This is a genomic window from Endozoicomonas sp. ONNA2 (assembly GCF_024606365.1).
Taxonomy (GTDB): Bacteria; Pseudomonadota; Gammaproteobacteria; order Pseudomonadales; family Endozoicomonadaceae; genus Endozoicomonas.
In genome coordinates this window covers 1-6,447 of record NZ_JAHHPO010000497.1, presented here as the reverse complement: position 1 = coordinate 6,447, position 6,447 = coordinate 1, and the positions used below count along the sequence as shown (strand labels likewise).

The 6,447-nt window shown below is 47.2% G+C and carries 7 protein-coding genes; 2 read left to right on the top strand and 5 right to left on the bottom strand.

The annotated features are described in order from the left end of the window. Positions 1–183: 183 nt before the first annotated feature. Positions 184–348, bottom strand: coding sequence for a hypothetical protein (locus KDK14_RS08960; RefSeq protein ID WP_257264751.1), 165 nt, complete (start codon positions 346–348; stop codon positions 184–186). 257 nt (positions 349–605) lie between these two features. Between KDK14_RS08960 and KDK14_RS08955 the strand changes: the two genes are divergently transcribed. Then, complete coding sequence (locus KDK14_RS08955) at positions 606–875, top strand: hypothetical protein (protein WP_257264750.1); 270 nt, start codon at positions 606–608, stop codon at positions 873–875. A gap of 39 nt (positions 876–914) precedes the next feature. Here the strand turns inward: KDK14_RS08955 and KDK14_RS08950 are convergent, their stop codons facing one another. The 4 genes from KDK14_RS08950 to KDK14_RS08935 all read right to left on the bottom strand — a co-directional run bounded on the left by KDK14_RS08950 (position 915) and on the right by KDK14_RS08935 (position 4,083). Beyond that, positions 915–1,613 (bottom strand): ABC transporter ATP-binding protein, encoded by a 699-nt coding sequence (locus tag KDK14_RS08950; protein WP_257264748.1) that lies wholly within the window; start codon positions 1,611–1,613, stop codon positions 915–917. Further along, the gene (locus KDK14_RS08945; RefSeq protein WP_257264747.1) at positions 1,606–2,850 is read right to left on the bottom strand and encodes a lipoprotein-releasing ABC transporter permease subunit; all 1,245 of its coding nucleotides are present in this window, start codon (positions 2,848–2,850) and stop codon (positions 1,606–1,608) included. The genes KDK14_RS08950 and KDK14_RS08945 overlap by 8 nt, the downstream gene beginning before the upstream one ends. Before the next feature lie 812 nt (positions 2,851–3,662). Beyond that, on the bottom strand, positions 3,663–3,908 hold the full coding sequence (locus tag KDK14_RS08940) for a hypothetical protein (RefSeq protein WP_257264746.1): 246 nt from the start codon (positions 3,906–3,908) through the stop codon (positions 3,663–3,665). Then, complete coding sequence (locus KDK14_RS08935; protein WP_257264744.1) at positions 3,898–4,083, bottom strand: hypothetical protein; 186 nt, start codon at positions 4,081–4,083, stop codon at positions 3,898–3,900. Before KDK14_RS08935 ends, KDK14_RS08940 begins: the two co-directional genes overlap by 11 nt. A 49-nt stretch (positions 4,084–4,132) precedes the next feature. Here KDK14_RS08935 and KDK14_RS08930 point away from each other — a divergent pair. After that, the coding region (locus tag KDK14_RS08930) for a dynamin family protein (protein WP_257264743.1) at positions 4,133–6,447 on the top strand (2,315 nt) is incomplete at its 3' end.

The window sequence follows — 6,447 nt, the reverse complement described above, 5'->3', positions numbered from 1 at the left end:
AGGCGCAACGTAGGGAGCATAGCCTTAGCTATGTGACCGGAGTTGCAACGCAGCACGACTGCATGGATGCAGGAGCCAGAGCAACGCAGGAGCAGTTGCCGAGAGTGACTGGCCACTTAGTCAGAAAATATGATTTCATTTGGTTAACTACTTAAGTATTGAGAACCAGGGGTTGGGTATCAATTACTTCAGTATTGGTAACCGGGACCGGTGCTGCCTGATCTTTGGCGTAAGAACGTTGGACAGCGCCTCGCCATTAAGATGGCCATCTTTGGAAAATACAGTGTGATAGCTGCTCCCGGTTCGCGTAAAGATATCCCGCTCCTCCACTGCCATGCCTGCGGCCATTGCCATTCCACGTTGATGCAGTAAAGGCTCAAACCCTACAACAAGCGTCTACACCCTAATACTGAATCCTTTGACGTAGACATATTTTTGCCGGAAAAATTCCCGGGTCAGGCACACAGTTACGGTATCCAATTGGTCAATTGTACGCGTAGAGAACTTTTACGAGTTTTGCGACAATTTATGAAATACCCGGACTAATTCATAGCAGGCCATGGACGATACAAGTAAAGCCAGAAACAACATCCAGGGAACGAACCATGATCATCAAAACTGCCACCACCATAACTCTCATTGCCGGATTAGCCATCAGTGCCGCATCAGCCATCGCTAATGAGAGCAGAGTCACTGGCGGTGATAATGCCTACTACATTGCCGACCATTCAGGCCCGACCTTCAGTTCTGCCGACTTTGTCTGGCCTGAAAGCAGTTTCAAGGGGGGTGACGGTTATGATGGACCAGAGGATAAAAGCAGGGATTTTGAAGTATATGTGATCCATGATGAAAAAAAGGGCGGTGATAACCAGTAGTTGATCCAGGCCATACAAAGCCCTCTGACGAGGGCTTTTTTATGGCACGATGACCAGGCACCCATCTTCCAGACGCCATGCCCGATCCATCTGCCGGGCAAATGCCATATCATGGGTCACCACAACAAAACTGGTGGTCAGCTGTTCACTGAGGGATTTCATCAACTCATGAATCTTGCTGGCGGTATGGGGATCCAGATTTCCCGTTGGCTCATCCATCAGCACCAGGTCTGGCCTGGCTACCAATGCCCGGGCAATAGCCACTCTCTGTCGTTCACCACCGGAAAGTTCCGCCGGCTTGTGGCTGGCTCTATTCGACAGACCCACCATACCCAGCATTTTTTCAGCTCCCATGCTTGCCTGCCCCACGGATATTTCCTTGCGCAGCAGTAATGGCATGGCAACATTTTCCAGGGCAGTGAATTCTGGCAGCAAATGATGAAACTGATAAACAAAACCCAAGTGACGGTTACGTAATTCTCCCTGTTGCTGTTCTGATACCTTCATCAACTGATGGCCACAGAGTATTACCTCACCGCTGGAAGGATGATCCAACCCGGCTAACAGCTGCAGCAGCGTTGTTTTTCCTGAACCTGAAGTACCGACAATTGCTACCCTTTCAGCCGGTGAAACCAAAAGGTCTATGCCGCTGAGAACTTCAAGTTTTTCAGGCCCTTCAGCAAATACTTTGGTTAGCCTGCGGCACTCCAGAACTGCACGGTTTTCGGGATTATTCATAACGAAGCGCCTCCGCAGGCTGGGTCCTGGAGGCTCGCCATGCCGGATACAGGGTTGCCAGAAAGCTCATCAACAAGCCAGACACACTGATCAGGGCTACATCCTGCCACATTAACTCCGATGGCAGGTAGCTGATAAAGTAAACATCAGGGCTCAGAAAATGAATGCCCAATAATTTTTCCAGGGCACCCACGATTTCGGAAACATTCACCGCACCAGCAATCCCCAGGGCAACTCCCAGCAAGGTTCCGATAACACCAATCAACGATCCCTGAACCATAAAAACCCCCATGATCATTTTGGGAGTCGCACCAAATGTTCTGAGGATGGCGATATCGCCCTGTTTATCGGTAACCACCATGATCAGCGTGGAGACGATATTAAAGGCAGCAACGGCCACAATGAGGGTAAGAAGCAGGCCGACCATGGTCTTTTCCATCTGAATCGCCTGAAACAGACGACCATGGGTACGGGTCCAGTCCTGCACGTAATAGCGCCCGGGTAAGGTAATCGCCACATCCCAGGCCAGTTTCGGGGCGGCAAAAAGATCAGCCATTTTCAGCCGAATGCCCGTCACCCCTTCAGGTATCCGCAGAAAACGGGCCAGATCTTCCCGATGGGCGTAGGCCAGATTGCCATCCACATCGGCACCTACCGAGAAAGTACCAACAACGGTGAACCGTTTAAGGCGAGGCAAAACACCAGCCAGATTGACACTGGCTTCAGGCAGAACCATCGTCACTTTATCGCCAACAGCCACTCCCAGATAATTGGCCAGAATCTCACCCAGCAAAATCCCAAACGCTCCGGGCTGGAGTTCGTCCAATACGCCCTGCTTCATATGATCGGCAATAATCGAGACTTTTCTTTCATAGCCAGGATCAATACCGTAAACCAGTGCCCCACGCACCAGATCACCATTGGTCAGCATACCCTGGGCATCGACAAACGGCGCAGCCGCTTCGATGCCTTCTTTGTCCGCAATAATATTGACCAGTGCCTGCCAGTCTTCAATGCCTCCACCAGCAGCGGTAATCGTGGCATGGGGAACCATACCCAGCACTCGCTGCTTGAGTTCCCGATCAAAGCCGTTCATCACTGACAGCACAATAATCAGCACCGAAACACCCAGCGTCAGCCCCACCATGGATGTTCCGGAGATAAAGGAGATAAAATGATTCCTGCGCTTTGCGCGGGTATAGCGCAAACCGATAAAAAAAGGTAATGGTCTAAACATTTATTCTGCTATTCTGCCCGTTCTGCCCGCATCCCTTGTGCCATCGGCATGCCAGGGGTGGACTTTTGTAGCTCATTTAACAAGATCATTTAACAAGAGTCAGTCAGTACCTGGAGGCTGCCCGGGAATAGCGCCCGTCGCGAGGATTGCGATAAATTTTTAGACCAATTTATCACAACCGCTGCAGGGCAGTTTATTCTCGGACAGCCTCCCGGGCTGGCATTATGCCATAATGCAGAGCCATTCCCGCCGATTTTTCCCGCTTTTTGCTACTATTCCTTGCCTCCTGCTATACGACACGGGAAATATTAGCTTTTCTGTCTTGCATGGGCAATGACGTTAAGTAGCCGGGAGGCTGTCCGAGAATAGCGCCCGACTGGGCGTCCCCGTAGCGAGGATGGCAGAAAATTGAGGATAAAAAGTTCGTTGAAAAGAGTTATTGGATGAGAACCAAACAATTTCCCGGGCAGATCCGGATGAATGGTTTCCGGCGTTTAATCGGTAATCTTGAAATATTTTTTCCAATACTCATTGAAAATAGGCTTATGATAAAGATTGATCAGGATAAGACGGTTATTCTTGAAAGCATTCATATTGCTCCGGTTAGAACTCTAAAGACAGTAAGGAACTTTTTGTGATTTGACTTGCCAAAACAATAGGCGAAAAATTCTGGCTCTCTACACAAATTAGGACTTGAGAACTGGAAAATAGCCATGAACCGGTTCGTAATTATGATTTTTGACCGATTCAGCGCTCAGCAGTTTGGGTGGCGTTGACACAGAATTATTTAAAGGTTCTGTTTTATATCGCTATTAAGTTGTTACTAACTCAAAAGGTATTTCACATGCACCCATTAAATCCCGATACTGGTCATTTAACAACCCCCGATCCCTTTCCATCGTCTTCTGCTGGCAATCACGTAAACAGCGATGCTGTCCATAGATACCTGGAAACTTCAAATAATCCTGCAATTGAGCAGCAGTCACTTTTTCAGAGACATACCAGACCCTTCCAGATGGATTCATACCACCAGTTTGCTCAGGAAGATTATGAGCCAATGGGGCCTGAATTCGGTTTAAACGGTACACCCCCTCCTCCACGACCAAACAGCTTCAGCGACATGCCCTTGCAGCGGCCAACCAGCTTCAACGACATGCCGCCTCCGGTACCACCCAGGGTACCGAGCAGGAGACAGAACAGCTTGAAAAGGCCGCCAATATCAACCCCGGTCAAAAGTCGCCCATCAACCCCTACCGGTCGTCCATCAACCCCTTCCGGTAGCTTGCATCAAACAAGCATTCATCCCAATTATAATGGGTCAATACAACCGCATAATTTTCATAACGGCCTTCATAATGGCTTTAATCCACCTGAGGAAACCCAGTTTGCCGGTCATCCACGTACTCATTCAAGTTCATTTCAAGAGAAAATGCTGGAAATTCATCAAAATGTGCTTGAACTGATGAAACAGAGAAACGATGTTAATCAATTCCTCCAGGCATTGCGGATTGATCGTAAAACATTCGCCACGAATCAACAGCTACTGAATCATCTGATCTCAACCTATCCGGCTCTTGCGCCCGTATTAGAGGAGCTTAGTCCCGGTAACATTATGATTACAGGGCCGCAAAGTTCGGGCAAAACCTCGTTTTTTGCTACAATATCCGGCCTAAAAACGGCCATAAAGTGTGATACGGCCAGTACCAAGCAACCCATTGTTTATACCTTCGTAAGTAGCGATCACTTTCATGCAACCATACAGGATGGTGATGATCCAGAAACCAGGACGTCATACAAATCAACTGAGAGCCTGAACATAGCGCTGAGTAGAAGCCAGGAAAAAATCCCTGAAACACTGCGCCTGAAACCACTTCTCGTCAGGATTGAAGGCCGTCAGTTCATTGATATGACAGTCGTTGACTTTCCCGGAGACGTTCCGGGTAACGAAAAAGATGAAGCTCTGCGTCAAGAGCTCTATAAACGTTTTGATAATGAGAACAACATTTTGATACGGGTGGGAAAAGGTGACGGAGACCCTAACAATGATTACAGATTGCAACTATTACTAAAAAACCTTAAGCAAAAATTCAAATTCGTAGTACTTACCCACATTGGGCCGGCAGTGACTAAACAAAGGCAAATTGCCCAGTACGAAGGTGCAAAACCAATGTTTTCCACAGGCTTTCTTAACCCCCAGATGCCAATGTTTGGTGTCGAATGCAGCATCAAGAATGTCGAAGCTATTTGCGATGTAGAAGGTAATGAGAGAGAGGCAGTGTGGGAACGCCTGGATACTGAATTAAGAAAGACAATTGACTATGAATTAACAGAAACCAGAAAGGAAACAGGTATTCAAAAATTAAAGTTCATACCAGGTTGCTTTGGCACTCGCACGCTGCAAGCACTGTTGGAGTACATACAATTTCACATACAACAGGAAACCCTGAATCATCTGGCTTCTGAAATGCTGCCCAATGCTATTTACAGTGAGTTAATCATTAGTGATCGGGCCATCAAGGATGCAAAATCCATTGAGTTAGCGTACTTGAACCTATTCAAGAAACATTTCTCGCATTCTGCTCTGGACAATGCATTTAAAAAAGGATACGACATAATGGAAGATAAATTTGAACTCACTGTAAAGTCTTCTGTATTTGGTCCTGCCTTATTGTTACCCTCGCTGTTGGATAGATGTACTGACAAAGAAAATCTAAGCTTGCTCAGAGCCATGGAAAAAATGCATGAAGGACAGGACGACAAGGAACTCAACGATCAATGTAACCAACAGTTGATCGATACTGTAGCTGAATCGTTGGGGAAATTAATTAACATTCTCAATTATGTTATTCCCCAACATTCTGTAACTCCCACCAAGTTTGTGCCAGAGGGTGAAAGTGATATCGCAGTGGATGTTCCTTCCGTTGTTCAAGTCATCGAAAGAGAAAAGCATGCAGAAGTAGTTGGCATAGCGCATGATCATATCATTGAATTTTTCAATGCATATTTCTCAAGGCTCTATTATGACAAAGAATTGTTAGCTGATCTTGAGCGGGCAGGTTTTTCAAGGGAAGAATCTTACCAGGTTTTCAGGAAAATCCAAACTGGGTTTTCAAGGTTTACCAAAGAAGAATTTGTAGTACTCAAAGCAAAATTGCCCCGGATTAACGGAGGTGTATACGCGGCCGAGTATACAAAACTGGAAAAAAAATATCGAAATCTATTTGCCGCGCTGGGTATAAGACAGAATTCCGATAAGAACAAACCCAACCTTACCAAGTCCTCCTGGAAAAATCTTCGTCCGCACGACAAAAGGCAGTTGAGGAAATGGGCTTTGATCCTTGCTGGTGGTGCCTTGGCGATTACTACAACGGCCGCAATTACTGCTATCACGGGGCCTGTTGCACCAATAGTGGCAACAGCAGCTATTGGTGGCGGCGCCGCTGCTCATAAAGCACATAAGAAGCATTCTGCCAAGAAAGCTTTAAAAGAAGCAGCCATAGAAGGTGGTAATGCTGCCGGAAAAGCAGCGCTGTCCGCCGCAACTTCGGGTGCCAAAGGGGCATTGCTCGCCGGTACTGCTTCGGGTGCCGCAGGGTT